Origin of the sequence: Uliginosibacterium aquaticum (assembly GCF_012972705.2) — a bacterium.
In the GTDB taxonomy this organism is placed as follows: domain Bacteria; phylum Pseudomonadota; class Gammaproteobacteria; order Burkholderiales; family Rhodocyclaceae; genus Uliginosibacterium; species Uliginosibacterium aquaticum.
Genome location: NZ_JABCSC020000001.1, coordinates 799,123 through 825,190 on the forward strand (window position 1 = coordinate 799,123; position 26,068 = coordinate 825,190).

A 26,068-nucleotide genomic window follows, 5' to 3' on the forward strand; every position below is an offset into this window, starting at 1 on the left:
GCGGGTGCGTAAAAACAATCGGGGCGCCCATGGGCGCCCCGATTGTTTTTAAAGCGGCACGGATTTACTTCGGAATCGAGCCTTCAACGCCTTCAACGTAGGCGTTCATCTTGCGCAGGTCAGCATCAGCCATGGTCTGGCCAGCGGCGACCATTTCCTTGCCTGCGTTGTCTTTCAGCGGGCCGGTGAAGGGATGCAGCTTGCCGGCCTTGAGCGCATCGCGACGCTCTTCGGCAAGCTTCTTCACGTCAGCCGGTACGGCCGGGCCGAAGTTGTCGATCGTTACGGCGCCTTCCTTCACGCCATACCAGAGATCGGTGGTCTTCCAGGTGCCCTTGAGAACCTTGTCCACTTCCTGGCTGTAGATCACTTCCCAGTTCAGGACCGAGGCGGCCAGCTGTGCCTTGCCACCGAACTTGCTCATGTCCGAATCCCAGCCAAAGGCGAACACACCCTTTTCCTGTGCGGTCTGAACCACTGCCGGGGAGTCGGTGTTCTGCATCAGCACATCCGCGCCTTGCGAGATCAGGGCCAGGGCGGCTTCACGTTCCTTGCCCGGGTCGAACCAGCTGTTGACCCAGATGACACGGGTGGTGGCCTTCGGGTTCACGCTGCGCGCGCCGAGGGTGAAGGCATTGATGTTGCGCACCACTTCCGGAATGGCGATCGAGCCGACCACGCCGAGCTTGCCGGACTTGCTCATTTTGCCGGCCACCACGCCCAGCATGTAAGCACCTTCATAGGTGCGCACGTCGTAGATGCCGAGGTTCTTGCCGCTCTTGTAGCCGGTGGCGTGCATGAAGACGGTTTTCGGGAACTGACGCGCAACCTTGTCCATCGCATTCATGTAGCCGAAGGAGGTAGCGAAGATCACCTTGTGACCCTTGCTGGCGAGATCGCGGATCACACGTTCGGCGTCGGCCGTTTCCGGCACGTTCTCGACGAAGGTGGTCTTCACCTTGCCTGCGAACTTGGCTTCCATGGCCTTGCGGCCCTGATCGTGGGCGTAGGTCCAGCCGTGGTCACCGGTCGGGCCGATGTAAATGAAACCAGCCTTGAGCGGCTCTTCGGCGTGTGCGGCACCGGCGAGCGTACAGGCAGTCAGGGCGAGGGCGGCCAGGCGGCCGAGGAGGGGCAGGAAGCGCATTGGAAAACTCCTGATTTGAGAGGCGAGCGGGAGGTCACAGCATGGATTCGGCGCAGGGTAGCGTCAATCAGCCAGCGATTATGATGCTTATCAGCATTCGATGGCGTATTGCCGTGCTGTCAGCAGGGCAGGGCTGCTAGACTTTGCACGCCGCCTTTCCTCTTCTGCCTGCAGGTCCCGCATGACTTCCTCCCGCCCCGACCCAGCGCCGCGTCTCGAGCTGCTGCATATCAGCAAGCGCTATCCGGGTGTGCTTGCCAACGATGATGTGAGTCTGCTCGTGCGGCCCGGTGAAATTCACGCCGTGCTGGGCGAAAACGGCGCCGGCAAGAGCACCCTGATGAAGATCATCTATGGTGCGGTACAGGCCGATCAGGGTGAGATCCTGTGGAATGGTCGCCAGGTGCAGATTGGCAATCCGGCTGCCGCGCGTCAGCTCGGCATCGGCATGGTGTTCCAGCACTTTCAGCTTTTCGAAACCCTCAGCGTGGTGGAGAACATTGCTCTGGCACTGGAAGGCAAGTTCGATCTGCGTGCCTTGGCGAGCCGCGTGCGCGAAGTTTCCGCGAAGTACGGCCTGCCGCTGGAGCCGGAGCGCCTGGTGCACAGCCTGTCCGTGGGGGAGCGGCAGCGCGTCGAGATTGTTCGCTGCCTGTTGCAGAACCCGCAGTTGCTGATTCTCGACGAACCGACCTCGGTGCTCACGCCGCAGGCCGTGCGCAGCCTGTTTGCCACCCTGCGCCAGCTGGCCAGCGAGGGGGTTTCGATCCTCTATATCAGCCACAAGCTGCACGAGATTCAGGAGTTGTGCGAGCGCGCCACCGTGATGCAGGGTGGGCGGGTGACCGGTGAAGCTGATCCACGCCAGGAAAGCACCGCTTCGCTGGCACGCATGATGATCGGCCGCGAGCTGCCGGTGTGCTCGGCCACGCCCTATGAAGGCGAGCGGATTCCGGTGCTGGAACTGCGCGGCCTCAGCTATGCCAACGACGACCCCTTTGGCGCCTCGCTGCATGAGATCGACCTGATCGTGGATCGTGGTGAGGTCGTGGGGATTGCCGGCATTTCCGGCAACGGGCAGGCCGAGTTGCTGGCGGCCTTGTCGGGTGAAGTGCCGAGTGCGGCGAGTTGCGTGCTGATTGACGGGCAGGCGGTGGGCCATCTGCATGCTGGCGAGCGTCGTGATCGCGGCTTGGCCTTCGTGCCGGAGGAGCGCCTCGGGCGTGGCGCGGTGCCGGCCATGAGCCTGGCGCAGAATTTCACCCTCACGGCGCATCGCCAGCGCGAGCTGCGCCGCCACGGACTGATCAATCTTGCTGGCGCACGCCAGTGGGCAGCGCGCTGCATTGAGCGTTTCGACGTGCGCTGCGCAGGGCCACAGGCGGCTGCGCGCAGCCTTTCGGGTGGCAATCTGCAGAAATTCATCGTTGGCCGCGAAATCATGCAGGCCCCGAAAGTCATGATCGTGGCCCAGCCGACCTGGGGGGTGGATGTAGGGGCTGCAGCCTTCCTGCGCCAGACCCTGCTGGACCTTGCGCGCAGTGGCGTGGCGGTGCTGGTGATCTCCGAGGAGCTGGAGGAGCTCTTCGAGATCTGCGACCGGATTGCGGTGCTGGCTGCCGGCCGCCTCTCGCTGCCGGTCCCCAAGGAAGATACGGACGCGGAAAAAATCGGCCTGCTGATGGCCGGAACCCAACAACAGGCTGCCTGAGCAATGCAACTTATCGAACCCCGTGCCAATCCGTCCCGCACCATGCGCTGGCTGGCCCCGCCGCTGGCCATTCTGCTGACCCTGCTGGTCGCCGCCGGCATCTTTGCCTTGCTGGGAAAGCCGCCACTGCAGGCCTTCTACGTGTTCTTCATCGAGCCGCTGGAGACGTCCAATGGCTGGAGCGAATTGCTGCTCAAGGCTTCTCCCCTGATCCTGATCGCCCAGGGGCTGGCGCTGGGTTTTCGCGCCCGCATCTACAACATTGGTGCCGAAGGCCAGCTCCTGCTCGGGGCGATCTGCGCCAGCGGCGTGGCGATCTACACCGACGGCATGGAGGGGGCCTGGATCCTGCCCGCCATGGTGCTGGCAGGAGCGGTTGGTGGCGGCTTGTGGGGCGCGATTCCGGCCTGGCTGCGTACGCGCTTTCAGGCTCAGGAAACCCTGACCACCCTGATGCTGGCTTACGTCGCCACCTATCTGCTGTCCTGGCTGGTCAGTGGCCCCTGGCGTGATCCGAGTGGCACCAATTTTCCGCAGTCCATCCTGTTCGCGGAGCCAGCCATGTTCACGCCGCTCTTCGAGGGCTTGCGTATCAATGCCTCGGTCTACATCGCCGCCGCGCTGGTGCCCGTGTTCTGGCTTTTCGTGGCCAAGAGTTTCATGGCCTACCAGCTCGCGGTGGGCGGTGAGGCGCCCGCCGCTGCGCGCTATGCGGGTTTCTCCGCGAACCGAACGGTATGGGTCAGTCTGGTGATTTCCGGTGCAGCCGCCGGCATCGCCGGAGCGGCAGAGGCCGCGGGGCCGGTTGGCCAGCTCACCTTGTCGCTCTCACCCGGCTATGGCTATGCCGCGATCATCGTGGCCTGGGTTGGACGCCTGCACCCGCTGGGCATCGTGCTGGCCGGCCTGCTGATGGCGCTGATCTATCTGGGGGGCGAGGCGGCGCAAGTCTCGATGCAGTTGCCGGCGGCCATCAGCTGGTTGTTTCAGGGCATGTTGCTGTTCTTCCTGCTGGGGGCGGATGCCTTTGTGGATTTCCGCCTGCGTCAGCGCAAGGAGGTGACGGCATGATCGAATATCTGGTTCCGGTGCTGGCCACCACACTCGCTGCTGCCACGCCACTGGTCTTTGCCGGGCTGGGCGAACTGGTCACCGAGAAGAGCGGGGTGATCAATCTGGGGGTTGAGGGCATGATGCTGATTGGTGCGGTGGCCGGTTTTGCCGGCGGCCTGCACTGGGGCGTGGCGGGCGGGCTGTTGTGCGGTGCCCTGGCCGGAGCGCTGGCGGCCTTGCCGTTTGCTTTCCTGACTTTGTCACTGGGTACCAATCAGCCTGCTACCGGGCTGGCCCTGACCATCTTTGGTATCGGTCTGTCGGCCTTCGTCGGGCAGTATTTCGTCAGTCAGAGCCTACCGGGCCTGCAGCCCCTCATCATTCCGGGGCTGGCAGAGATCCCTTTGCTCGGGCCGGTCTTTTTCAGCCAGAGCTGGGTGGTCTATCTGTCCTGGCTGACTTTCGCCTGGCTGGCCTGGATGCTGGCGCGTACGCGCTGGGGGCTGATCCTGCGTGCCGTGGGCGAAAGCCCGGAGGCTGCGCATGCGATTGGTTATCCGGTAACCGCCATCCGCTATGCCGCAACCTGTTTCGGCGGTGCCATGGCCGGCATCGGCGGCGCCTATCTGTCCACGGTCTACACCCCGCTGTGGGTGCAGAACATGACGGCCGGACGAGGCTGGATTGCCGTGGCGCTGGTCGTGTTCGCCACCTGGAAGCCAGGCCGTCTGATGCTGGGCGCCTATCTCTTTGGTGGCATGACGATCCTGCAACTGCACGCGCAGGGGCTGGGTGTCGAGCTGCCCTCGCAACTGCTCGCCGCGGTGCCCTATGTGGCGACCATCGTGGTGCTGGTGCTGATTTCACGTGACCGCAAGCTTCTCCAGCTCAATTTGCCCGCCTCCCTGGGTAAGCCCTGGATCGGCAACTGAACCCGTTCGCCAAGGAGGGCGCATGAATCCTTTGCCGACAGCCATTCTCGTGCGGGGTAGCATCCTGCATTTCCTGGCTGACCCGGGGGCCGCGGACGATTCCTCGGCCTGGCAGTATTTCGAAGATGGCGGTCTTCTTGTCGAGGATGGTCTGGTCCTCGCCTGTGGCCCCTGGGGCAGCGTGCTGGATGGTGTGCCGCAGCACATCAGCGATGCTGCGCGCTATTTCGATTATCGCGGTCAGCTGATCGTGCCGGGGTTCGTCGATACCCACACTCATTACCCGCAACTGCGTGTGATGGGTTCCTGGGGTCGCAAGTTGCTGGACTGGCTGGAGGACTACACCTTCCCGGCCGAGACGGCACTGGCTGATGAGGCCTTGGCGCAGCGCACGGCGAGCTTCTTCGTTGAGCGCCTGCTGGCTCATGGCACCACCACCGCCTCGGTCTTCGCAACCGTGCATGCGCACTCCGTGGATGCCTTTTTCAGTGCTGCTGCACGTCGCAACCTGCGCATGCTCTGCGGCAAGGTGATGATGGACCGCAACTGCCCGCCGGCCCTGCGTGATACGCCTGCGTCTGCACTCGACGACGGCATGGCGCTGATCGAGCGTTGGCATGGTCAGGGCCGTCTGGGCTACAGCGTGACACCGCGGTTTGCTCCGACCTCTTCCCCCGAGCAACTCGCGGTGGCCGGCGAGTTGTGGCATAGCCGGCCGGGGCTGCATCTGCAGTCCCATCTTTCCGAAAATCCGCAGGAACTGGCTTGGGTGGCCGAGCTGTTTCCGGGGCGACGTGACTACCTTGATGTTTATGAACATTACGGCTTGCTCGGGCCTCGAGCGATCTATGGTCACGGCATCCACCTGAGCGCATCGGAGCGTACGCGCCTGGCCGCTAGTGGTACGGCGATCGCTTTCTGCCCTGGTTCCAATCTGTTTCTTGGCAGCGGTTTCTGCCCGCAGGGCGAACTCAGCGCGTCTGGCGTTCGTCTAGGGCTGGCAACGGACGTAGGGGGCTGTGCGAGTTTGTCCATGCTGCAGTCCATGGCTTCCGCATATGAAGTCAGTCAGGCGGCCGGACAAGTCCTTTCGCCCTGGCGAGCCTGGTATCTGGCGACACTGGGAGGTGCTCAGGCCTTGGGGCTGGATGCACAGATTGGCAGCTTCCAGCGCGGGCGCGAGGCCGATTTCGTGGTTCTGGACCCGGCCGCGACGCCGGAGCTGACCTGGCGGCTGGAGGGGGTTGAAGCGCTTGGCGAGCGCCTGTTTGCACTGATGATGATGGGCGATGAGCGCTGTGTGCGAGCTACCCACATTCTGGGTGAGCGGGCCTTCTGCCGTTCAGAACCACAGGCCGTGCCGGCAGTCCGTTGAATCAGGCCGCTTGCGGCCTGAGCGCTTATTATTGATCGCTTGATTCCAAGACGGGGCTTCCCGGCGAGGAGTCTGGCGCAGAAATGCAGAAAGCCCAGCATTTCTGCTGGGCTTTCTGGAATTTGGCTCCCCGACCTGGGCTCGAACCAGGGACCTACGGATTAACAGTCCGGCGCTCTACCGACTGAGCTATCGGGGAATCGAGAGGCCGAATAATAGACATCTCTATACGGGGTGTCAAGTTTTTTTAGAAAATACGTGATTGGCTGGCGATTCTTGCTAGGGGCAGATACCCTTGCCGCGCGTGACCCGTTTCAGGAGAACAAAAAGTGATTGCTCATCGAGCCCTGCGCGGCATTCTGCCGACGCTCCTCAAGACTGCCTTGCTGCTCAATTTGAGCTTTTCCGGGGCCCAGGCTTCGGCTGCGCCCGAGAAGCAGACCTGGCTCGGGCTGCCAGTGGAATTTGCTGCGCAGTCATATGCTTTCAAGAAGGGGCCTGCGATCGAGCTCGACAAGGTCAAGGTGATGACGGCGACCCCGATCGAGATCAGTCGAGCCTGGATGATGCCGGATTGGGCAGACTGGATCACCGAGTTCAAAACGCGCAAGGTGCGGGTGGTTGCGGGTGAAATCGTGGCCAAACCCAGCTCGCTGGCACGTCTGGGGGTTGTGGATGGCCCTTCCTCCCGGTTTGTGACACGCATCGAGTTTTCGTCGCTGAAGCTGATGTTTGGTGATACCCCGCTGTCGCTGCCGGCAGGTGAGATGCAGTTTGGTGACGACGGTGCAATGAGCCGCATCCGGGTTCAGCTTGAAGGCGGCATCAGTCTTGATCTGAGCCCGCGCGAGGGTGGTCGCCTGGGGGTGCTGGTTCAGACTGGCAACTTCAAACCGCAACTGTTGTCGGCGTTCCGCTTTGACAGTGTGGTAGCTCAGGGGGAGATGGCTGACGATTACGTATTGCTGGACCGCATCGGCGCCAATGGCGACGGTGGTTCCTTGAGCGGCGTTCTGCGGCTGGTGTCAGCGGGCAAGTTCCTGCTCGAAGGCGAGCTCAAGATGGAAAGCGTGCGGGCAAGGGATGTGATTGATCGTCTCTATCCACGCGCGGTGGTGGATGGGATTCTCAGCGGCAGCTTCAAGATCAGTTCCTCCGCTGACACCCTGGCCGAGCTTGGCAAATCCGTGGTGGTAGAAGGTAATTATGTGCTGAAGTCTGGCTCCATCGATCGCTTTGGTCTGCTTGAGGGGATGCGCCGTAGCGGTACCGGTGTGGTCGGCGGTGGTTTGCTGCGTTTCGAGCAGATATCAGGCAAGTTTGGTGGCCGCACCGGCGCGCCGGCGCAGGCCAATTTCCAGGGGCTGTCCTCTGGCGCATTGCGTGGCTCGAGCAACTTCGTGATTGATCCGGATGGGCGTTTGAAGGGTTCGGTCAGTGGTACGCTTGCTCTGCCGGGAGGGGAAGTCATCTCGCGCAATTTTGAGCTGAGCGGCAAAGCCAGTGCGCCCTCGCTGATCGCGCGCTGACGGCCTTTCGCCCTATCATCGAAACCGGCCTGAGGGCCGGTTTCTTTTTGTGCGGATGGAGTGAAATGGCGGTAAGTTCGAAAGAGGCGGAGTTCCTTGTGGCCTGCCTGTGTGCGGGCTGGTGCGGGACATGTCGCGAGTACCAACCCGGGTTTCAGGCGCTGGCGCAGAAATTTCCGCTGGCGGGGTTTGTGTGGGTGGATGTCGAGGATGAGCCGGAGGTGGCGGATGATATCGACGTCGAGAATTTCCCGACTCTGGTGATTCAGCGCGATGAACGAGTGCTTTTCTGTGGGCCGATGTTGCCGCAGTTGCATTTGCTGGAGCGTCTGATCGAGACGTTCATGGCGCAGAGCGCGGAGGAAGCGTTGCACTATGCGCTGGGGAATGCCGAGCGAGCTGCCTGGCAGACGGTGGCGAACGTGCGCTCGCGCTTGCCGGGCTAATCTGGTTGCACCAGAAGCGCCAAAGGGCCGCAAGCGGCCCTTTGTTTTTGTTTAAGCGTGTGCTTACTTCAGCACTGCAGCGATGGCGTCGGCGACGGCGTCGATGTTCTTGCTGTTGAGTGCGGCGATGCAGATGCGGCCGGTGGAGACCGCATAGATGCCGAACTCGGTCTTCATGCGCTCCACCTGCTCGGCCGTCAGGCCGGTGTAGGAGAACATGCCGCGCTGCTTGAGCACGAAGCTGAAGTCCTGTGCCACCTTGCGCGCAGCCAGCTTTTCAACCAGGGCACTACGCATTTCGCGGATCCGCACACGCATGCCGGCCAGCTCGTCTTCCCATTGTTTGCGCAGCTCAGGCGAGGCTAGTACGGCCGCGACGATGGCGCCACCGTGGGTCGGCGGGTTGGAGTAGTTGGTGCGCACCACGCGCTTGACCTGGCTCATCACGCGGCCGGCTTCTTCCTTGGAGTCACACACCACGGTCAGCGCGCCAACGCGCTCGCCGTAGAGCGAGAAGGATTTCGAGAAGGAGCTGGAAATGAAGAACTGCAGACCCGAGCCGGCGAAGGCGCGTACCGCCACTGCGTCAGCATCGATGCCATCGGCAAAACCCTGGTAGGCCATGTCGAGGAAGGGCACCAGACCGCGCGCCTGGCACACGGCCACAACTTCAGCCCACTGGGCATCCGTCATGTCGGCGCCGGTCGGGTTGTGGCAGCAGGCGTGCAGCACGATCACCGAGCCGGCAGGCAGCGATTCCAGGCAGGCCTTCATGCCGGCGAAGTTCACGCCACGGGTGGCGGCATCGTAATAGGGGTAGTTTTCGACCAGGAAACCGGCTGATTCGAACAGCGCGCGATGGTTTTCCCAGCTCGGATCGGAGATATAGACCTTGGCGGCCGGATTCAGGCGCTTCAGGTAGTCGGCGCCAACCTTGAGGGCGCCGGTGCCGCCGAGGGCTTCGATAGTGATCGTCTTGCCTTCGGTCAGGAGCGGGGATTCCTTGCCGAAGAGCAGTTCGGCAACGGCCTTGTTATAGGCAGCCAGGCCTTCGATCGGCTGGTAACCACGGGCCGGGGCCGCTTCGAGACGGGCTTTTTCAGCCGCTTTCACAGCGCCCAGCAGCGGGATCTTGCCTTCGTCGGTGAAGTACACGCCCACCCCGAGGTTGACCTTGGTGGCACGGGTGTCGGCGTTGAAGGCTTCGTTCAGGCCCAGAATCGGGTCACGGGGTGCCATTTCAACGGCGGCAAAGATCGAGGAACTCATGGATTCTCCAGCGTCAAAAGAAAGTGGCCGGCAGGTTCGCGCCGGCGGGCGAATTGCGGAATAATCAACGGCTTGCCTGCGCGCCGGGTTGACCGGCAAGAGGCTGAAAACGCAGGATTTTATCATGGCTGAGCAGCCGGCTTCCCCAACAATTGTGAGCTTTGAAGGCAGCCCGTTCCGGCTGCACCAGCCTTTTCCGCCTGCGGGTGACCAGCCGGCAGCCATTGCTGCGCTGACCGAAGGTATTGGCGACGGACTGATGTTCCAGACCCTGCTGGGGGTGACCGGCTCGGGCAAGACCTACACCATGGCCAACGTGATCGCGCGCTGTGGCCGCCCGGCGCTGGTGCTCGCGCCGAACAAAACCCTGGCCGCCCAGCTCTACGCCGAGTTCCGCGAGTTCTTTCCCGAGAACGCGGTCGAGTATTTCGTCTCCTACTACGACTACTACCAGCCCGAGGCTTACGTGCCTTCGCGTGATCTGTTCATCGAGAAAGACAGTTCGATCAACGAGCACATAGAGCAGATGCGCCTGTCGGCTACAAAAAGCCTGCTGGAGCGGCGCGATGTGGTGATCGTGGCGACCGTGTCATGCATCTACGGTATCGGTGACCCGGTCGATTACCACAGCATGATCCTGCATCTGCGCGAGGGGGAGAAAATGCCCCAGCGCGATGTGCTGCAGCGCCTGGTGGCGATGCAGTACGACCGCAATGATGTGGATTTTCAGCGCGGCTGCTTCCGCGTACGTGGGGACGTGATCGATGTCTTTCCGGCTGAAAGCGCTGAGCTTGCCGTGCGGATCGAGCTTTTTGACGATGAGATCGAACATCTCACGCTCTTCGATCCGCTCACCGGACACATGAAGCAGAAACTCACCCGATTCACGGTGTTTCCGTCCAGTCACTACGTCACGCCGCGCAGTACGGTGGTCAAGGCCATCGAGAACATCAAGGAAGAGCTGCGCCAGCGCATCGAGTTCTACCATCGCGGCGGCAAGCTCGTGGAGGCGCAGCGCATCGAGCAGCGTACCCGTTTCGATCTCGAAATGCTCACTGAGCTGGGTTTCTGCAAGGGGATTGAAAACTACTCACGGCATATGTCCGGGCGCATGCCGGGCGATCCGCCGCCAACCCTGATCGATTATCTGCCGAGCGATGGGCTGATGTTCGTCGATGAGTCCCACGTGGCCATTCCGCAGGTGGGCGCGATGTTCAAGGGCGATCAGGCGCGCAAGCTGAATCTGGTCGAATACGGTTTTCGCCTGCCCTCGGCGGCGGACAACCGTCCGCTCAAGTTCGACGAGTTCGAACAGCTGATGCCGCAAACGGTTTTCGTCTCGGCGACGCCGGCGAAATACGAGGAGGAGCATCAGGGGCAGGTGGTTGAGCAGGTCGTACGCCCGACCGGCCTGGTGGACCCGATTGTTGAAGTGCGCCCGGCTATCAGCCAGGTGGATGATGTGCTGATGGAAATCCGCAAGCGTGTGGCGGTGGACGAGCGGGTGCTGATCACGGTGCTCACCAAGCGCATGGCCGAGGATCTCACCGACTACCTGGCCGAGAATGGCGTGCGCGTGCGCTACCTGCATAGCGATATCGATACCGTGGAACGGGTCGAAATCCTGCGCGATCTGCGTCTGGGCGAGTTTGATGTGCTCATCGGCATCAACCTTCTGCGCGAAGGCATCGATATCCCCGAGGTGTCGCTGGTCGCGATTCTGGATGCGGACAAGGAGGGTTTCCTGCGTTCCGTGCGCTCGCTGATCCAGACCATTGGTCGCGCTGCCCGCCATCTGCACGGCACCGCCATTCTCTATGCGGACCGCATGACGGACTCGATGCGCGCAGCGATTGGCGAAACCGAGCGTCGGCGTACCAAGCAGATTGCCCACAACGAAGCGCATGGCATTACGCCAAAATCGGTTAACAAGCGCATCAAGGACATCATCGACGGCGTGTATCAGGATGATGAAACTAATCCGCGTACCGGCCGCATGGCGGCAGAACCACGCAAGGATTACGCTTTGCTTGACGAGAAGGGGCTCGCCAAAGCCATCAAGCAGCTCGAGAAGGAGATGCAGGAGCATGCGAAGAATCTTGATTTCGAGAAAGCCGCCGCCGCCCGTGACGAACTTTTCAGGCTGCGCCAGCGTGCTTTTGGGGCGGATCACCATTGATGCTGGCTGTGGGCAATAGCGATCTTTTTCAGACCCCAGACTCCCTAACCCCGAATGAAACGCATCCTTTTCGTGTGCACCGGCAATATCTGTCGCTCCCCGACAGCGGATGGCATTGCTCGCCATCTTGCAGCTGAGCAGGGGCTGGCCAAGCGCTTCGAGTTTGACTCCGCCGGCACGCATGCCTATCACACAGGCGAGGCGCCGGACCCTCGCGCCCAGAAGGCCGCGCGCAAACGCGGCTATGAGCTTGCCGATTTGCGTGCCAGGCCGGTGGTGGCTGAGGACTTCGAGCATTTCGATCTGATCCTGGCCATGGACAAGGGGCATTACGTGTGGCTCAAACGGGAGTGTCCGCGGCATCTACAAGAGCGTATTCAGATGTTTCTGGATTACTCGGCCAGCCATCCTGGCCATGACGTTCCCGATCCCTACTATGGCGGTCCGGATGGATTCGAACAGGTGCTGGATTTGTGCGAGGAAGCTATTCGCGAGTTGCTGTCGCGTAACGCCTGAGTTCTGAAGCAGGCGTGCTGCGGCGCATGATTCAGCTTCTTGCCGAGGCGCCGTTAGTGCACTGAACGCCCTCATGCGGAGAGCCTGTCGTGGCTTTGCCTACGCCTGATCTTGAAACCGTCCAGCTTTTCGGAATAGCGCTGCTGATCGGAGCCTTGCTCGGAGTTGAGCGCGAAAAGAAAAAGGCGGATACCCAGAAGCCTTCCTTTGCGGGCATCCGTACTTTCATGCTGTTGTCTGAAACCGGGGCGCTGGCGGCCTGGCTGTCTGTGCAGAACGCCATGCCGGCAATCTTCGTGACTACGCTGATCGGTCTGTTGATCCTGATCGCCGCCGCTTACCTGCTCGAAAAACGCGCCGATGCGGCCTCGATCGGCATCACGACCGAATTGGCCGGTCTCAGTGTGTTCTTGTTGGGGGCTGCGGTCATGTTTGGCCAGGTGGCGATTGCGGTCGGTCTGGCAGTCACCAATACCGCCTTGCTGGCCTTGAAGGATCCCTTGCATGGTGCGATCCAGAAGCTTGGCAAGGACGACATCTTTGCCGGCCTCAAGTTGCTGATTGCCAGCTTCATCGTGCTGCCACTGCTGCCACAACAAGCGGTGGATCCATGGGCTGCACTGAATCCCTACAAACTCTGGCTGCTGGTGGTGCTGATCTCGGCACTCTCGCTGGTGGGCTACCTGGCCATGCGCTGGCTGGGGAGTGCACGTGGCGTGGCGGTGACGGGGCTTACCGGCGGCTTGGTGTCCTCGACCGCGGTCACCTTGTCGCTGGCGCGTGAGAGCCGTAGCGCGGCCGATCCGGCCCGGCAACTGGATGATGCCTATGCGGCGGGGGTGCTGATTGCCTGGAGCGTGATGTTTGTACGGGTACTGGCCATGGTGACGCTCTTCAATGCCGCCCTGTTGAGACCGCTGTTGGCGCCTTTCGCGGCCATGCTACTGGTGAATGCCGCTCTGGCTGGCTGGTATTACCACCAGAGTCTGCGTGATATGGCGCATCAGATCGAGCGTGTGGGGGTGGTACCGCTGAAAAATCCGTTCAGTTTGTGGGCGGCGACCAAGTTCGGTCTGTTGTTTGCCGTTGTGCTGCTGTTGGTGGAGCTTGCCCGGCGCAGCTTCTCGGCCAGTGGCCTGATCTACGTTGCAGTGCTCGCAGGCATGACAGATGTCGATGCGATTACCTTGTCGATGGTTGATTTCGCTCGCGCCCCCGAACAGCTGCAGTTGGCCGCTTATGCCGTGGTGGCTGCTGTGTGGGCGAATACCTTGGTCAAGGCTGCGCTTACTCTGGTGCTGGGAAGTCGTGGGACGGCCAGGCGCGTGTGCTTCGCTACGGTCGTCATGCTGGTGCTTGGCGGGGCTGTGCTGCTCGTCTAACGAGCCACTTTGCCCAGCTGGCGCTTGACCGCACTGGTGTTGGAGAACTGGCGCTCCACAATGCGCGCCACGTTGCCGCACACGATGTCACACAGCTCGAAGGTCGCTGAGTCGGCGATGGCGTAGAACACCGCAGTTCCTTGAGCGCTGCGCGTCACAAGCCCGGCCTCGAAGAGGAGGGCGAGATGCTTGGAGACATTGGCCTGACCACAACCAGTTAGGGCGGTAATCTGGCTTACGTTCTTGCCTCCGTCGCGCAGCGCATTAAGGATGCGCAGACGGGTCGGTTCGGAGAGTGCGCGGAAGTACGTGGCGACGTGATTGAGTGCGGAGTCGTCGAGCGCCTGCATGGTGTGGCCTGCCTCGTGAAAAGCTGATGTGATTGATTGTATTACTGTCTAAGTATGAAGGCATTCGTGGTGATTCCCCGGTAGCCTGCTCCAGGGGCTTCTATCCTTCAAGTATGCAGGTGATGAGACCGTGGCTTTGCAGCCTGCCGCGAGGCAGGGGCAGGGCGTATGCAGTCAGGGATTCCGCTTAGAGCGTTGCGGCTGATTGTTATGGTTCGTCAGCCGCTGCGTATAACCAGAAGGAGAGACAGCATGAACCCGAACGTAGGCAGTACAGATCGCGCCATCCGTGTGATCTTTGGCTTGGCCCTCATTATTCTGGCCGCAACAGGCCACATCGGTGCTTGGGGGTGGATAGGTATCGTGCCCCTGGCAACCGGAGTGCTTCGTTACTGTCCGGTGTACCCGCTATTCGGCTTCCGCAGTTGTCCGGATGAGCGCGTCGAGCCGCCGCATTTTCACGACAACCTGCCGGAGAGTTTCCGGAACGAAACGAAAGAGTAGAAAAATTCGATTTCGGTGTTTACTCTGCGGGCTTGCTCCGCATATAATTTCGATCCCTCGGGGCGTAGCGCAGTCCGGTAGCGCGCTTGCTTTGGGAGCAAGATGTCGGAGGTTCGAATCCTCTCGCCCCGACCAAGGTTCCTGAAGTGATCACTTGGACGGTATTGCCCGGGGTCCTGCTCGACATGGAACTGCCCGTAGCTCAACTGGATAGAGCAACGGCCTTCTAAGCCGTAGGTTAGGGGTTCGATTCCCTTCGGGCAGGCCAGCAGTAGATGTAAAATCAGAAGTGCCAGTGGCGGCATTAGCTCAGTTGGTAGAGCACTGGATTGTGATTCCAGTGGTCACCGGTTCGAACCCGGTATGTCGCCCCAAGAATACGAACGGCCCTGTGAGTGATCACAGGGCCGTTTTTCTTTCTGAGTATCGGCTTCTGGTTTCATGTCAGCACGCATATCGTCATTCTTCGCGCGGCGACTTCCGCTTTCACGCGGACCGCTTGGATCAGAAAAGGGCCGTACGCCATTTCAGCAATGAAGTTCTTACTCATCTCGGTTTTGGCCTTGCCGGCCATGGCCATTGCGTCAGGTTTTCCGGCGCTAAATCCCGACGTTCGCCAGAACACCCTTCAGCAGACGATTTGCCGGAAGGGCTACTCTGCGACGGTACGGCCATCCACATCCTTTACCAACCCGATCAAATACCGATTCATGGGCGAGGCCGGCATCCCGCTGCAGGCAGCATCCGACTGGGCGCTGGATCATCGGATTGCAATCGCGCTGGGCGGGCATCCACGGCAGTTATCCAACTTTCAACTGCTGAGTTCGAAGGCTAATGGGCGGAAGTCGCGTATCGAAGTGACGCTACTGTGTCTTGTCTGTACGAGAGATATGCCATTGGCGCAGGCCCAAAGGGAGCTTGTTGATGACTGGCAAGGGGCTTATCGGCGATACGCCCGGCATAAGTGCAGTAGACGCTAAGCCCTTGGGCTTTTCAGCTTGGCAGCTTGCGTGGCATCACTGTTGTGCTGGAGTGCTGAGCTTCAAGCTTCGGGAGGACGGGGGCTGCGCTTGCATCCATCTGGGCCGCACTGTTGTTCGCCCGCACGGCCACTTCAGTTTTGTGAGGCCGAGTCGATATGCCCCGAAGAGGGTTGTCGGAGCTGATGATGTTAGTGCCGTTGAAGGGCAAGGTCCTGGTAGTCGATGATGACGAGACGGTGCGGAGGGTCGTGGCGGCGATTCTGGAGTCGCGCGGCCATACAGTAAGCCTTGCCTGCAACGGCGAGGAGGCCATGATCGTGGCGCGCCTGGGGTGGCCGGAGGTTGTGCTGACTGATGTGGTAATGCCTCGTATGGATGGTTTCGAGTTGGTGACACGCCTGAAGACCGATCCGGCGCTGGCCCACATCCCGGTGGTTGTGATGACTGCGCTGAGTGATCGCACTGCGCGCATGCGGGCGCTGGAGGCTGGGGCGGAGGATTTTGTAGCCAAGCCTGTGGATGAGACCGAGCTGGCAACCCGCATCGGCAACTATCTGCGCATGCATGACTACGTCGTTCGTGTAGAGGATGCCAATCGCATTCTTGCACGAGAGCTCCGGCAGAGCGCGGATGCCCTGCGTGGCGCCAATCTGGAAACCATCTTTGCGCTGAGTAGGGCGATGGAGTTCAAGGATGTGAACACCGGGGGGCATATCCAGCGCGTCAGCCAGTATTGTTGTCTGCTGGCCGACTGCATCGGTCAGGATGAGGCCTTTGTTGAGTGCATTACCCAGGCTTCTCCGATGCATGACATCGGCAAGGTTGGAGTGCCGGATGAGATCCTGCTCAAACCGGGGCCGCTGGACCAAGATGAGTGGCTTGTCATGCGCCGGCACTGTGAAATGGGGTTTCAGCTCCTCAGTGGCGGAAGCTCCGCCTATCTGAAGATGGCGGCAGAAATCGCGTTGGGTCATCACGAAAATTGGGATGGCTCGGGTTATCCGAGTGGGCTGGAAGGGGAGCGTATCCCGCTCGCGGCACGCATCATGGCCGTGTGTGATCGATATGATGCTTTGCGAGCCGTGCGCCCCTACAAGCGCGCCTATTCGCATGCCGAGGCGCTTAATGTAATGCTGCGTGGTGATGCACGGACTCGGCCGGAGCAGATGGATCCGCGGTTGCTGCAGGTTTTCGAGCGCAATTCACTGCGTTTCGACGAGATTTTCCGCCTCAATCAGAGCTGAGTCGCTGCGCTGTGCATCCCGCCTCTATAATCATCGACTTGATCAGTCGGTGACGCAGCATGCGCATTCTTCTCAGCAATGATGACGGCTATTTTTCGCCCGGCCTGCAGGCGCTGGCGCGGGAGCTGGCCAAGGTGGCAGAAATCACGGTGGTGGCGCCCGAGCGGGATCGCAGTGGCGCGAGCAACTCCCTGACGCTGGATCGGCCGCTGCAACTGCGCCGGGCGCCCAGTGGTTTCTATTACGTCAATGGCACGCCGACTGACTGTGTACATCTGGCGGTGACTGGCATGTTGGACATGCAGCCGGACATGGTGATCTCGGGCATCAATCACGGCGCCAACATGGGTGACGACACGGTGTATTCCGGCACGGTGGCAGCAGCGACCGAGGGCTTTCTGCTCGGCGTGCCGTCCCTCGCAGTGTCACTGGTCGGGCGTTCCCCGACGCAGTTCGACACTGCTGCGCGTCTCGCGCGTGAAATGGTCGAGCGTGTGCAGCGTAGCCCCTTCACTGAGCCGCTGCTGCTCAATATGAACGTGCCGGATCTGCCTTATGAAGCCTTGCAAGGCACCCGTGTCACGCGTCTGGGCAAGCGCCACCGTGCCGAGCCGGCGATTCGCAGCACCAATCCGCGTGGTGAACAGATTTTCTGGATCGGTCCGGTGGGTGAGGCTGCAGATGCGGGCGAGGGTACGGATTTTCATGCCGTCGCCAATGGTTTTGTCTCGATGACGCCGCTCCAGATCGATCTCACCCACACCGGCCAGATTGCCGGCGTACAGGACTGGCTGGGGCAATGATGGCCATGAATCCGGCAGCCTTGCAGACGGCGACGCGGGCGCGGGCCCGCATGGTCGAGCGTTTGCGCACTGAAGGCATTCGCGATGAGCGCGTCCTGGGGGCGATCGGGAGTGTGCCGCGCCATGCCTTTGTGGAAGAGGCGCTGGCCAGTCGTGCTTATGAAGACACGGCCTTGCCGCTGGGTTTCCAGCAGACCATCTCGCAGCCTTATGTGGTGGCACGAATGGCCGAAGTGCTGGTCGCTGGCGGACGGGCAATGGGCAAGACCCTGGAAGTGGGCGCCGGTTGTGGTTACCAGGCTGCCGTGTTGTCGCAGCTGGCTAGCGACGTTTATGCCATCGAGCGCATCGGCAAGCTGCTGGACAAGGCGCGTGCGAACTTGCGGCCTCTGCGCTTGCCCAATGTGCGTCTGAAACATGGCGACGGCAATCTGGGGCTGCCTGAAGTCGCGCCTTTCGATTCGATCATTCTGGCGGCGGCAGCGACCACCACGCCGCGCGTGCTGGTTGAACAACTTGCGCCGGGTGGACGCATGGTCTTTCCGCTCGGCCAGGCCGGCGCAGACCAGATCATGGTGCTGATCGAGCGCCAGGCCAATGGCGGTCTCAAGGAGACCAAGCTTGATGCAGTACGATTCGTGCCTTTGCTGGCTGGAACTGAATGAGGTTGAACGCATGCTGAAATACAAGGTGCTGCCGCTCGCGGGGCTGATCCTGGCTCTCGCGGCCTGTAGCTCGAACGCCCCGGCCCCTGTTGAAGTGCGTGCTCCAGCGCGTCCGCAGGAAGGGCCTGCCGTGGCCAAGCCTGGCCACTACATTGTGAAGAAAGGTGACACGCTCTACAGCATCGCCAATCTGCACAAGCGCGATTACCGTGAGCTGGCGGCCTGGAACAATCTTACCGATCCGAATCTGATCGAAGTCGGGCAGGAGTTGCGCGTAGCGCCGCAGGCTGATGTGCTTGTTGCCAAGCCTGTGGCGCCAGCCTCCAGCATCGAATCGCGCCCGGTACCGCCGCCCGCAGTGATTGGCTCGACCGCGGCTTCCAGTGCCAGTTCCAGTCTTCCGCCTGCAAGCGTTTCGACTCCCGCAGCGACGGGGGAGCTCAAAACTGAACCAAAGGGCGGGCGCATCGCCTACACCCCTCAGGCATGGAAAGATTTGACGCAGCCTGCCGATAAAGCTCCTGTGACCAGTGCTTCAGCGCCGGCGGCGCAGAGCGCGCCGGCTGAGAGCAAGGCGCCGGTAGTGGCTGACGATGGCAGCTGGAGTTGGCCGGTAAGTGGCAAGGTCATCGGCAGCTTCAACGAGAGCAGCAACAAGGGTGTCGACCTCGATGGCAAGCTGGGCGATCCGGTTCTGGCCGCAGGGACGGGTGAGGTTAAATACGTAGGGTCCAGTCTGCGCGGTTATGGCAATCTGGTGATCATCAAGCACAACAACGATTTCTCGAGCGTGTATGCACACAATCAGGAAATCCTTGTCAAAGAAGGCCAGCAGGTGAAGAAAGGGCAGAAGATTGCTACCTTGGGCAAATCTGATGCTGATCGTCCGAAACTGCATTTCGAAATCCGTCGCCAGGGCAAACCTGTCGATCCTTTGAAGTTACTGCCGACCAGATAAAGGGTGCCCCATGTACGATCCGGAATTCCTCGATGACGCAGAAGAAAAGGAAACGGATCTGCCCGCAGAGCTGGAGGCTTTCGCAGAGCCGGAGCCCCAGCCGGTCGTTCAGCCCGAGAACGAATTTCTCAGCGACGTTACCCAGATTTATCTGAACGAAATTGGCCTCAACCCGCTGCTGACCGCCGAGGAAGAGGCTGCGCTGGCGCGCCGGGTGCGCCTGGGGGATTTTGAAGCTCGTCAGACCATGATTGAGCGCAACCTGCGCCTCGTGGTCAACATCGCCAAACACTATCTGAATCGCGGCATTCCGCTGCTGGATCTGGTCGAGGAAGGCAATCTCGGCCTGATGCACGCGCTGGAGAAGTTTGATCCGGAGCGTGGCTTCCGTTTCTCCACCTACGCCACCTGGTGGATCCGCCAGAACATCGAGCGCGCGATCATGAACCAGTCGCGCACCATCCGTTTGCCGGTGCATGTGGTGAAGGAGCTCAATCAGGTGCTGCGTGCGCAGCGCCAGGTGGATGCGGCCAACGGCAACTCTTCGCGCCTGGAAGAAGTGGCTCAGAAACTTGATCGGCCGCTCAAGGATGTGCGTGACATTCTTGCTCTCTCCGAGCATACGGCTTCACTTGATGCGCCGCTGGATATCGATCCGAACCTGTCCATTGGCGAGTCCCTGGCCGACGAGCAGGCAGTCAGCCCGGAGTTGAACATTCATACCGCCGAGGTCGAGGCGCTGATTCGTGAGTGGATCGGCCAGCTCTCGGAGAAGCAGCGTCTTGTGATCCAGTACCGCTACGGGTTGGATGATGTCGAGGTGCTGACTCTGGAGGATCTGGCCGCCCAGCTGGGGCTGACTCGCGAGCGGGTACGCCAGATCCAGCTCGAGGCGCTGGCGCAATTGCGCCGCATCCTCAAGCGCCGAGGTGTTTCGCGCGAGGTGCTGTTTTAGTCTTGGTGCTTTTCTTCGGGGGTGACGCCGAGCCCGCCTGGGCCGGCTGTGCGCTGCCAAGCTGGGCTCTTTCCGCTTTCAGCACTTGCCCCAGATCGTGCACGATCATGGCGTAGAAGCTACTGCGGTTGTAGCGCGTGATCACGTAGAAATTCTGGAAACCCAGCCAGTATTCGGTTCCCACCTCGGGGGTGATCAGGTCGACCAGGGTGACAAGCTCACGGCTGTCTGCCGGCAGCGCGCTGCGCACACCGCCCGCTGCCAGTCGGGCAGCATCCAGTGTCGGCAGGATGCCCGCCTCGACCAGTTCCCGGGCTTTGCTTTCGTCGCTGATTCGGGCAGGCATGACGATTTTGCCGTCACGTTGCCAACCATGCTGAGCAAGGAAGTTCGCGACGCTGAAGATGGCGTCGGCGGTGCTGGCGGCCAGATCGATCTGACCGCTGTTGTCACCGTCCACGGCGAAGTTGCGCACGCTGCTGGGGAGAAATTGTGGCAGGCCCAGCGCACCGGCGTAGGAGCCACGGTAGCTGGTCACGTCACGGCCTTGCTCACGAGCCAGCATGAAGAGGGCTTCGAGTTCGCGGCGGAACAGTTCGGCGCGCGGCGGGTAATCGAAGGCCAGGGTGGCCAGGGCTGAGAGCGCGCTGAAGTTTCCGGTATTGCGGCCATACACCGTTTCGACCCCGATCAGGCTGACAATGATCTCGGCCGGCACGCCGCTGCGGGCCTCGGCTGCACGCAGGGTGGCTTCGTTCTCCTGCCAGAAGCTGAGTCCGCCTTTAATGCGAGTGGTATCGATGAAGCGGGCACGGTAGCGCTGCCAGGAGCGTACTCCGGGGTTGGCGGGCGGTTTGACCAGTTCGATGACCTTCGGCAGCGGAGTGGCGCCTTCCAGCGCATTACGGATCACGCTGGCATCCAGATTGTTGCGTGCAGCGATCTCTTCGATAAAGAGCTGAACTTCCGGGCGTTCGGTGAAGTAGGCTGCATGGGCCTGCAGGCTGCAGGCGAAGGTGGCAAAGGCGAGGCTCAGCAGGCGGTTCAGGGTCATGGTTTGAAGTCGTGCACCGCGCGACGCAAGGTGGCGATTGCCGCGGTGGTGGGTGGGGTCGGGCCGAAACGCAGGCAGGCATAATGTTCGGCAATGTCCGTGATGGTATCGGCATGTGCCGGTAGCGCCAAGGCGGCACGCTGGGCGAAGTCAGTCGGAGCTTCCCATTCTGCCCGCTGCAGACCGCGCCGGGCGAGCTTGCGGCAGGCTCGCTGCCACAGGCGATCCAGCGCGTCGAGTTTTGCCCGGCGCGGCCACAGACGCCAGGCGAGCCAGCCCAGCCACAGGCCGGCACCGGCGCCCAGCAGGGCGGTGAGGAGACGCCAGTCGGCCGCGGGCAGGCCCAGGCGGCGCATCAGTTCCAGCTGGCGGCTGGCGTTGTAGCCCAGCACCCACTGGTTCCAGCCATTCGACACCGCTTCCCAGCGGTGGCGCAGCCCGCGCAGGAAATCCGAGTCGACACGCATCATCATCGGCAGGTCCGCGTCCGGTAGGGCCTGCGCAATGCCATCGTCAATCCGGGCCGGGGAGCTTGCGGCGGTGGGGTCGACACGAACCCAGCCGCGTCCTGCCAGCCACACTTCGGCCCAGGCGTGGGCATCGGACTGGCGTACGACCAGGATGCCATCGACCGGATTGCGCTCGCCGCCCTGATAGCCGGTGACGACCCGGGCCGGCACACCGGCGGCGCGCATCAGAATCACGAAGGCGCTGGAAAAGTGCTCGCAGAAGCCCTGCTTGCTGTCGAAGAGGAATTCGTCGGCTGCATGCGTATTGGCGAGCGGTGGGCTCAGGGTATAGCTCAGACGTGCGGCCTGCATGAATGCGATGGCGGCGGCGACGCGTGCTCCCGGGTCTGCATGCGCGGCGGCCAGTGCCTGGCCCGCAGCGACCGTGCGTGGATTGCTGCCTTCCGGAAGGCTGAGGGCGGCGCGCAGGCGTCCCGGGCGCTCTTCCAGGCCGACCTGGCTGGCCGGAAAGGAATGCAGGCTGATGCGCAGACGGGTGCTGACCGGGCGCCGGGCGAGCAGGCTGAAGTTGCTCGAATAGGTGGCGTCGCTGGCGCCCTCGGCCGGATAGTCCAGCGCCAGCAGCCAGGGGCGATCATGTGGTTCCAGGGTCAGGGTGTAGCGATAGCCCGGGCCGCTGGTTTCATAGTCGGGTTGCGGGGCGGTCTGGGTCGGGCGTTCGCGCCAGCGCTGGCCGTCAAAGTCGGTCAGCACCGGGCCGCGCCAGTAGCGCTCGCGGGGCGGTGGCAGCTCGCCTTCGAATTCGGCACGGAAGGCGATCTCTCCGGACTGGATCAGTTCCGAAATCGAGCCGGGCTGCATGCTGTCCGAGAGCCCGGTCTTGCCGGCATGAGCGTCACCTGGCAGGCGCCAGAGCGGGCCATCGATACGCGGGAAGAACACGAACAGCAGCAGCATCAGGGGCACGGCGCCGCCCAGCAGGCGCAGGCTGCCGCGCAAGGCCGGTTTCAGCGCCAGGGCGGGGCGCTCGAGGCGGGCCGAGGTGGCGAGGATGGCGATGGCGCAGGCCAGCACCATGGCCGCGACCGGCAGACTCTGTTCGTTGAGAAATTGCCCGGTCATCAGGAAGCAGCACAGCAACAGGGCGGCACGCCCGTCTCGTGGGCTACGCCCTTCGAGCAGCTTGAGCGGCAGCAACAGGCTCAGCATCGCGAGACCGGCTTCACGACCGAGCAGGGTGCGGTATTCGGCAAAACACAGCACGCCGCCCAGCACGGCCAGCAGGATCAATACCGTGAGGGCGGGGCGCTCGGCTTCCTGGTGGGCGAGCCAGGCCCGCCAGGCGAGCAGGAGCGCTGCCAGCAGCCCCATTCCCCAGGGAATGTGCGGCAGGAAAGGCGCCAGCGAGAGCGTTGCGGTAGCCAGCAGGGCGTAGCAGGTGTCGCGCGGTAATGTGTTGCGGGTGCTCATCGTGACCGCTCCAGACCGAACAGAGCCAGGCGCAGCAGGCAGGCCTGATGGTGAGCCGCGTCTTCGCCTGGGCCGGTCTGGCTGTCCGGCAGCAGAAGGGTCGTGCGGGCACCGCTGTGGCGGGTTTGCAGCACCCAGCGGGCCAGTTGTGAGAGGCGTTCCTCCAGCGGCAGCGTGGCGGGCAACATGTTCCAGTCCAGCACGCAGGCCGGGCTACCGGCGCTGGCGAACTGTTTGGTGAGCAGGCCGCGCCCTTGCGCCAGTTGTTTCCAGGCAATCTGGCGGGGTGAGTCGCCGGGCTGGAAACCACGCAGGCCAGCAAAATCATCCTGACCCGGGCGCTCGCGGCTGCGCCCTTCGCCGTTGTCACCCCAGCCTTCGGGTAGTGGGCGCTCGCCGTCGGGGGAGGGGTAGATCACGGCCGGGGCATCCGGTTCGATATAGCTCCAGGCCCTGATCCAGCCCAGTGGCTGTGTGCTCTCGACGCTGAGCTGACCCGGCTGAAGCAAGCCACGCTGTGAGCAGGGCAGGGCGATGAAGGCTTCACTGTGCTGGCCGGCGGGGACGTCCGTGAGCATCAGCTCACGCCCCTGGCTGTCGCGCAGACGTACGGCGGGCCGCTCGTGGCTGGCTTCATTGACGAGCTCCACTCGCCACTGCGCCATGCCGCCGGCAAAGGCTTCGCCGCTGGGGGATAGGCTCAGTTGCAGGCCGGTGAGTGTGCGCCAGCTATGCAGGATGTGCACGATGAAGACGCTGCCGAGCAGGAAGACCAGGCCGTAGCCGAGCGACAGGTTGTAGTTGATCGAGGCCAGCAGCATGGCCAGCAGCGTGGCCAGCAGGGCCAGGCCGGCGCGCGTGGGAAGTACGTAAACGCGCCGCTGCGGCAGCCGGATCGGCTGTGTTTCGGGCGTGCGGGTGCGCGTGGCCCAGCGCCGGAAGCGCTGGCGCAAAGTGGCGGCGCTCACGGCAGGGGCACGGTCTCGATCAGACCGCGTACCAATGCCTCGCCGCTGGCGCGGGCATCCAGCGCATTGATGCGGTGCCCGGCGACAGCGGGCAATACCGCCTGAACATCTTCAGGGCGGACATGGTCGCGCCCGGCGATCAGGGCCCAGGCCCGCGCGGCAGCGAGCAGGCCGAGACCGGCGCGCGGGCTGAGTCCGCTGGCGCCACCGGGCAACTGACGGCTTTTGGCCAGCAAGGCCTGCACATAATCGAGCAGGCGCTCGCCGACATGGAGGGCGGCAGCTTCCTGCTGCAATGCCTGCAGGCCTGCCGGGTCGATTTGCGGGCGGATCTGGCCGATCAGGGCGCGGCGGTCGTCGCCGGCGAGCAGGGCGCGTTCGGCCGCAGCATCCGGCAGGCCCAGTGACAGGCGCATCAGGAAGCGGTCCAGCTGTGACTCGGGCAGCGGGAAAGTGCCCAGTTGCTGCGAGGGATTCTGGGTGGCAATGACGAAGAAGGGCGAGGGCAGGGCGTGGGTCTTGCCGTCGATCGAAACCTGATGCTCCTCCATGGCTTCGAGCAGCGCGCTCTGGGTCTTGGGGGTGGTGCGGTTGATTTCATCGGCCAGCAGCACCTGGGTGAACACGGGGCCGGGATGAAACACGAAACCTTGTTGGGCCGCATCGAAAATGCTTACGCCGATGAGATCTGCCGGCAGCAGATCGCTGGTGAATTGCACGCGCTGAAAGGCCAGCCCCAGTGACACCGCTAGGGCGTGGGCCAGGGTCGTCTTGCCCACGCCCGGCTGGTCCTCGATCAGCAGATGACCGCGTGCCAGCAGGCAGGCCAGCGACAGGCGCAGCGCCTCGGGCTTGCCCAGCAGGATCTGGCCGAGGCCGGCGAGGAGGCTGGCGCACAAGGGGTGCGGGATGGGGGCAGACATGGGAATCTCCGGATGGGTTCTTGGGTGGCAGACCCGTATTCTGGCCAATCGTTCTCTGGCGCATGGATCAGGCCCGCGCTAGTTTAAACGGCAGACCCCACAAGAACTGCAGCGAAACAGCCGCAGCCCGACAGGAGACCCGATGAGATGAGCCGTACGGCTTTCATTACCCATCCCGATTGCTGGCTGCACACCATGGGTGCGCAGCATCCGGAGTCGCCTGAACGCCTGACCGAGATCCTTGATCGCATCCGCGGCGAGGGCCTGGACGGCTTTCTCGACATGCGTGAGGATGCGCCCACCGCCACGCTGGAGCAGCTCTACCGGGCGCATTCGCCTGCTTATGTCGAAGAGCTCTTCGAGATCGCGCCGGAAAGCGGCTTGCGCCATCTTGATCCGGATACGGCGATGACTCGTCATACCCTCAAGGCCGCGTTGCGGGCCGCCGGCGCGGGCATTCTCGCCAGCGAACTGGTGCTGGCAGGTCGCGTGCATAACGCGTTCTGTGCGGTCCGCCCGCCCGGCCATCATGCCGAGCGGCTGCGGGCGATGGGTTTCTGCTTCTTCAATAATGTGGCGGTGGCCGCACGCCATGTGCTGGAGGTGCATGGACTGGAGCGGGTCAGCATCATCGATTTCGATGTGCATCACGGTAACGGCACGGAAAACATCTTCATCGCCGACCCGCGCGTGCAGATGCTCAGTTTTTTCCAGCATCCGCTTTATCCCTACTGTGGTACCCAGGTGCAGGTGCCGCACATGCTCAATAGCCCTTTCCCTGCCGGCACCCGGGGGGATGCGGTGCGCGAGCTGCTGACGCATGTGTGGCTGCCGGCGCTGACGCGCCATCAACCGCAGATGCTGTTTATCTCGGCAGGCTTCGATGCCCACTACGAGGACGACATGGCCTCGATGGGTCTGCTCGACAAGGACTTTGACTGGATCAGCCGCGAGCTCAGACAGTGGGCTGATGCTCATTGCGGTGGGCGCTTGGTGTCGATGCTTGAAGGGGGTTATGTGCTGCCGGCGCTGGGGCGCAGCGTGATTGCCCACGTCCGGGCGCTGGCGGATATCTGAGGCGCCGGGCCTGAATGCAAGGCTGCTGCAAGCCTTTTACTCGGCGGCCAGCACTCAGCGCGCGGTCCTTGGTCTACAATCCCCGCTTTCCCATTCGTCTTGCGG

General features: G+C 62.4%; 24 protein-coding genes and 4 tRNA genes. 20 read left to right on the forward strand and 8 right to left on the reverse strand.

What is annotated here, in order from left to right:
• Window positions 1-64 precede the first annotated feature (64 nt).
• Window positions 65-1,147, reverse strand: coding sequence for a BMP family ABC transporter substrate-binding protein (locus HJ583_RS03680; protein ID WP_170020578.1), 1,083 nt, complete (start codon window positions 1,145-1,147; stop codon window positions 65-67).
• Window positions 1,148-1,328: 181 nt separating this feature from the next.
• On the opposite strand from HJ583_RS03680, the gene HJ583_RS03685 reads away from it, so the two are divergent.
• From HJ583_RS03685 to guaD, 4 genes are read left to right on the forward strand one after another with little or no spacing between them, the layout of a single operon-like run.
• A complete protein-coding gene (locus tag HJ583_RS03685) occupies window positions 1,329-2,858 on the forward strand; it encodes an ABC transporter ATP-binding protein (RefSeq protein ID WP_170020580.1) in 1,530 nt (509 codons plus the stop codon).
• A gap of 3 nt (window positions 2,859-2,861) precedes the next feature.
• On the forward strand, window positions 2,862-3,929 hold the full coding sequence (locus HJ583_RS03690) for an ABC transporter permease (protein ID WP_170020582.1): 1,068 nt from the start codon (window positions 2,862-2,864) through the stop codon (window positions 3,927-3,929).
• The gene (locus HJ583_RS03695; RefSeq protein WP_170020584.1) at window positions 3,926-4,843 is read left to right on the forward strand and encodes an ABC transporter permease; all 918 of its coding nucleotides are present in this window, start codon (window positions 3,926-3,928) and stop codon (window positions 4,841-4,843) included. Before HJ583_RS03690 ends, HJ583_RS03695 begins: the two co-directional genes overlap by 4 nt.
• A 22-nt stretch (window positions 4,844-4,865) precedes the next feature.
• The gene (guaD, locus tag HJ583_RS03700) at window positions 4,866-6,218 is read left to right on the forward strand and encodes a guanine deaminase (RefSeq protein ID WP_170020586.1); all 1,353 of its coding nucleotides are present in this window, start codon (window positions 4,866-4,868) and stop codon (window positions 6,216-6,218) included.
• A 123-nt stretch (window positions 6,219-6,341) separates the two neighbouring features.
• Here the strand turns inward: guaD and HJ583_RS03705 are convergent.
• Window positions 6,342-6,417 (reverse strand) — tRNA-Asn (locus HJ583_RS03705).
• A gap of 130 nt (window positions 6,418-6,547) precedes the next feature.
• Here HJ583_RS03705 and HJ583_RS03710 point away from each other — a divergent pair.
• Complete coding sequence (locus tag HJ583_RS03710; RefSeq protein WP_170020588.1) at window positions 6,548-7,747, forward strand: AsmA family protein; 1,200 nt, start codon at window positions 6,548-6,550, stop codon at window positions 7,745-7,747.
• Window positions 7,748-7,812: 65 nt separating this feature from the next.
• Complete coding sequence (locus HJ583_RS03715; RefSeq protein WP_170020590.1) at window positions 7,813-8,193, forward strand: thioredoxin family protein; 381 nt, start codon at window positions 7,813-7,815, stop codon at window positions 8,191-8,193.
• A gap of 63 nt (window positions 8,194-8,256) precedes the next feature.
• On the opposite strand, the gene HJ583_RS03720 is transcribed toward HJ583_RS03715, so the two are convergent.
• Window positions 8,257-9,462: an amino acid aminotransferase gene (locus tag HJ583_RS03720; RefSeq protein ID WP_170020592.1), complete on the reverse strand. Its 1,206-nt coding sequence runs from the start codon at window positions 9,460-9,462 to the stop codon at window positions 8,257-8,259.
• 124 nt (window positions 9,463-9,586) lie between these two features.
• Between HJ583_RS03720 and uvrB the strand changes: the two genes are divergently transcribed.
• From uvrB to HJ583_RS03735, 3 genes are all read left to right on the forward strand, one after another.
• Window positions 9,587-11,641, forward strand: coding sequence for an excinuclease ABC subunit UvrB (gene uvrB / locus HJ583_RS03725; protein ID WP_101941469.1), 2,055 nt, complete (start codon window positions 9,587-9,589; stop codon window positions 11,639-11,641).
• 54 nt (window positions 11,642-11,695) lie between these two features.
• The gene (locus HJ583_RS03730) at window positions 11,696-12,157 is read left to right on the forward strand and encodes a low molecular weight protein-tyrosine-phosphatase (protein ID WP_170020594.1); all 462 of its coding nucleotides are present in this window, start codon (window positions 11,696-11,698) and stop codon (window positions 12,155-12,157) included.
• An 89-nt stretch (window positions 12,158-12,246) separates the two neighbouring features.
• Window positions 12,247-13,539, forward strand: coding sequence for an MgtC/SapB family protein (locus HJ583_RS03735; protein ID WP_217423254.1), 1,293 nt, complete (start codon window positions 12,247-12,249; stop codon window positions 13,537-13,539).
• Here HJ583_RS03735 and HJ583_RS03740 read toward each other — a convergent pair.
• Complete coding sequence (locus tag HJ583_RS03740) at window positions 13,536-13,889, reverse strand: ArsR/SmtB family transcription factor (protein ID WP_170020596.1); 354 nt, start codon at window positions 13,887-13,889, stop codon at window positions 13,536-13,538. The genes HJ583_RS03735 and HJ583_RS03740 overlap by 4 nt on opposite strands.
• Before the next feature lie 252 nt (window positions 13,890-14,141).
• Here HJ583_RS03740 and HJ583_RS03745 point away from each other — a divergent pair, with 252 nt between their 5' ends.
• The 10 genes from HJ583_RS03745 to rpoS all read left to right on the forward strand — a co-directional run bounded on the left by HJ583_RS03745 (window position 14,142) and on the right by rpoS (window position 20,001).
• Complete coding sequence (locus HJ583_RS03745) at window positions 14,142-14,393, forward strand: YgaP family membrane protein (protein WP_170020598.1); 252 nt, start codon at window positions 14,142-14,144, stop codon at window positions 14,391-14,393.
• 58 nt (window positions 14,394-14,451) lie between these two features.
• Window positions 14,452-14,528 (forward strand) — tRNA-Pro (locus tag HJ583_RS03750).
• Window positions 14,529-14,584: 56 nt separating this feature from the next.
• A tRNA-Arg gene (locus HJ583_RS03755) sits at window positions 14,585-14,661 on the forward strand.
• A 30-nt stretch (window positions 14,662-14,691) separates the two neighbouring features.
• Window positions 14,692-14,767: transfer RNA gene (locus tag HJ583_RS03760), tRNA-His, on the forward strand.
• A 21-nt stretch (window positions 14,768-14,788) separates the two neighbouring features.
• A complete protein-coding gene (locus HJ583_RS03765; RefSeq protein ID WP_170020600.1) occupies window positions 14,789-15,373 on the forward strand; it encodes a hypothetical protein in 585 nt (194 codons plus the stop codon).
• A 188-nt stretch (window positions 15,374-15,561) separates the two neighbouring features.
• Entirely contained in the window at window positions 15,562-16,620 is a 1,059-nt protein-coding gene (locus HJ583_RS03770; RefSeq protein ID WP_170020602.1) for an HD domain-containing phosphohydrolase, read from the forward strand.
• A 59-nt stretch (window positions 16,621-16,679) separates the two neighbouring features.
• Window positions 16,680-17,423, forward strand: a complete 744-nt coding sequence (gene surE, locus HJ583_RS03775; RefSeq protein ID WP_170020604.1) for a 5'/3'-nucleotidase SurE — start codon at window positions 16,680-16,682, stop codon at window positions 17,421-17,423.
• Window positions 17,423-18,088: a protein-L-isoaspartate(D-aspartate) O-methyltransferase gene (locus tag HJ583_RS03780; protein ID WP_217423314.1), complete on the forward strand. Its 666-nt coding sequence runs from the start codon at window positions 17,423-17,425 to the stop codon at window positions 18,086-18,088. Before surE ends, HJ583_RS03780 begins: the two co-directional genes overlap by 1 nt.
• Window positions 18,048-19,046 (forward strand): peptidoglycan DD-metalloendopeptidase family protein, encoded by a 999-nt coding sequence (locus tag HJ583_RS03785; protein ID WP_235943694.1) that lies wholly within the window; start codon window positions 18,048-18,050, stop codon window positions 19,044-19,046. The genes HJ583_RS03780 and HJ583_RS03785 overlap by 41 nt, the downstream gene beginning before the upstream one ends.
• 10 nt (window positions 19,047-19,056) lie before the next feature.
• A complete protein-coding gene (rpoS, locus tag HJ583_RS03790) occupies window positions 19,057-20,001 on the forward strand; it encodes an RNA polymerase sigma factor RpoS (RefSeq protein WP_101941458.1) in 945 nt (314 codons plus the stop codon).
• Here the strand turns inward: rpoS and mltB are convergent.
• The 4 genes from mltB to HJ583_RS03810 are packed head-to-tail and all read right to left on the reverse strand — an operon-like array spanning window position 19,964 to window position 24,886.
• Entirely contained in the window at window positions 19,964-21,055 is a 1,092-nt protein-coding gene (gene mltB / locus HJ583_RS03795; protein ID WP_170020606.1) for a lytic murein transglycosylase B, read from the reverse strand. The genes rpoS and mltB overlap by 38 nt on opposite strands.
• Window positions 21,052-22,995: a transglutaminase TgpA family protein gene (locus tag HJ583_RS03800; protein WP_170020608.1), complete on the reverse strand. Its 1,944-nt coding sequence runs from the start codon at window positions 22,993-22,995 to the stop codon at window positions 21,052-21,054. Before HJ583_RS03800 ends, mltB begins: the two co-directional genes overlap by 4 nt.
• Complete coding sequence (locus tag HJ583_RS19295) at window positions 22,992-23,963, reverse strand: DUF58 domain-containing protein (protein WP_170020610.1); 972 nt, start codon at window positions 23,961-23,963, stop codon at window positions 22,992-22,994. The genes HJ583_RS03800 and HJ583_RS19295 overlap by 4 nt, the downstream gene beginning before the upstream one ends.
• Window positions 23,960-24,886 carry an AAA family ATPase gene (locus HJ583_RS03810; protein ID WP_101941454.1) on the reverse strand — a complete coding sequence of 309 codons (927 nt, stop codon included), beginning with the start codon at window positions 24,884-24,886 and terminating at the stop codon, window positions 23,960-23,962. The genes HJ583_RS19295 and HJ583_RS03810 overlap by 4 nt, the downstream gene beginning before the upstream one ends.
• Window positions 24,887-25,033: 147 nt before the next feature.
• Between HJ583_RS03810 and HJ583_RS03815 the strand changes: the two genes are divergently transcribed.
• Window positions 25,034-25,963, forward strand: a complete 930-nt coding sequence (locus tag HJ583_RS03815) for a histone deacetylase family protein (RefSeq protein WP_170020612.1) — start codon at window positions 25,034-25,036, stop codon at window positions 25,961-25,963.
• Window positions 25,964-26,068 lie beyond the last annotated feature (105 nt).

Coding starts and splice junctions, on each gene's coding strand:
- rpoS (WP_101941458.1), top strand. CDS start 19,057: ATGTACGATCCGGAATTCCTCGATGACGCAGAAGAAAAGGAAACGGAT.
- HJ583_RS03685 (WP_170020580.1), top strand. CDS start 1,329: ATGACTTCCTCCCGCCCCGACCCAGCGCCGCGTCTCGAGCTGCTGCAT.
- HJ583_RS03810 (WP_101941454.1), bottom strand. CDS start 24,886: ATGTCTGCCCCCATCCCGCACCCCTTGTGCGCCAGCCTCCTCGCCGGC.
- HJ583_RS03745 (WP_170020598.1), top strand. CDS start 14,142: ATGAACCCGAACGTAGGCAGTACAGATCGCGCCATCCGTGTGATCTTT.
- HJ583_RS03690 (WP_170020582.1), top strand. CDS start 2,862: ATGCAACTTATCGAACCCCGTGCCAATCCGTCCCGCACCATGCGCTGG.
- mltB (WP_170020606.1), bottom strand. CDS start 21,055: ATGACCCTGAACCGCCTGCTGAGCCTCGCCTTTGCCACCTTCGCCTGC.
- HJ583_RS03785 (WP_235943694.1), top strand. CDS start 18,048: ATGCAGTACGATTCGTGCCTTTGCTGGCTGGAACTGAATGAGGTTGAA.
- HJ583_RS03730 (WP_170020594.1), top strand. CDS start 11,696: ATGAAACGCATCCTTTTCGTGTGCACCGGCAATATCTGTCGCTCCCCG.
- uvrB (WP_101941469.1), top strand. CDS start 9,587: ATGGCTGAGCAGCCGGCTTCCCCAACAATTGTGAGCTTTGAAGGCAGC.
- HJ583_RS03715 (WP_170020590.1), top strand. CDS start 7,813: ATGGCGGTAAGTTCGAAAGAGGCGGAGTTCCTTGTGGCCTGCCTGTGT.
- surE (WP_170020604.1), top strand. CDS start 16,680: ATGCGCATTCTTCTCAGCAATGATGACGGCTATTTTTCGCCCGGCCTG.
- HJ583_RS03740 (WP_170020596.1), bottom strand. CDS start 13,889: ATGCAGGCGCTCGACGACTCCGCACTCAATCACGTCGCCACGTACTTC.
- HJ583_RS03770 (WP_170020602.1), top strand. CDS start 15,562: ATGTTAGTGCCGTTGAAGGGCAAGGTCCTGGTAGTCGATGATGACGAG.
- HJ583_RS03720 (WP_170020592.1), bottom strand. CDS start 9,462: ATGAGTTCCTCGATCTTTGCCGCCGTTGAAATGGCACCCCGTGACCCG.
- HJ583_RS03815 (WP_170020612.1), top strand. CDS start 25,034: ATGAGCCGTACGGCTTTCATTACCCATCCCGATTGCTGGCTGCACACC.
- HJ583_RS03695 (WP_170020584.1), top strand. CDS start 3,926: ATGATCGAATATCTGGTTCCGGTGCTGGCCACCACACTCGCTGCTGCC.
- HJ583_RS03800 (WP_170020608.1), bottom strand. CDS start 22,995: ATGAGCACCCGCAACACATTACCGCGCGACACCTGCTACGCCCTGCTG.
- guaD (WP_170020586.1), top strand. CDS start 4,866: ATGAATCCTTTGCCGACAGCCATTCTCGTGCGGGGTAGCATCCTGCAT.
- HJ583_RS03680 (WP_170020578.1), bottom strand. CDS start 1,147: ATGCGCTTCCTGCCCCTCCTCGGCCGCCTGGCCGCCCTCGCCCTGACT.
- HJ583_RS03780 (WP_217423314.1), top strand. CDS start 17,423: ATGGCCATGAATCCGGCAGCCTTGCAGACGGCGACGCGGGCGCGGGCC.